The organism is Streptomyces sp. YS415, assembly GCF_023544665.1.
In the GTDB taxonomy this organism is placed as follows: Bacteria; Actinomycetota; Actinomycetes; order Streptomycetales; family Streptomycetaceae; genus Streptomyces.
Window position 1 is genome coordinate 1 of sequence record NZ_JAMJFL010000091.1, and the last position, 396, is coordinate 396.

Annotated in this window: 1 pseudogene; it reads right to left on the bottom strand. The window is 67.2% G+C overall.

The annotated features are described in order from the left end of the window. Window positions 1-396, bottom strand: a pseudogene (locus M8H82_RS36380) (trehalose synthase); the annotation flags it as partial.

Consider the following 396-nt stretch of genomic DNA (forward strand, 5'->3'; position numbering starts at 1 on the left):
CAGCAGCAGGGCGGTGAAGAGTTCGATCTGGTTGCGGTCGTTGTCCAGCAGGGGCGCGAGCCGGCGGCGGATGCCGATGTTGGCGCGCATGCGGGGGTCCTTGGCGTACTCGGCCCACATGTAGTCGCGTTCCTCGTCGGTGACCATTTCCAGGGTCAGCTCGTCGTGGTTGCGCAGGAAGATGCCCCACTGGCAGCCGGACGGGATGGCCGGGGTCTTGGCGAGGATTTCGGATACGGGGTAGCGCGATTCGCGGCGGACGGCCATGAAGATGCGGGGCATGACCGGGAAGTGGAAGGCCATGTGGCACTCGTCGCCGCCGCTGCGGTAGTCGCCGAAGTAGTCGACGACGTCCTCCGGCCACTGGTTGGCCTCCGCCAGCAGCACCGTGTCCGG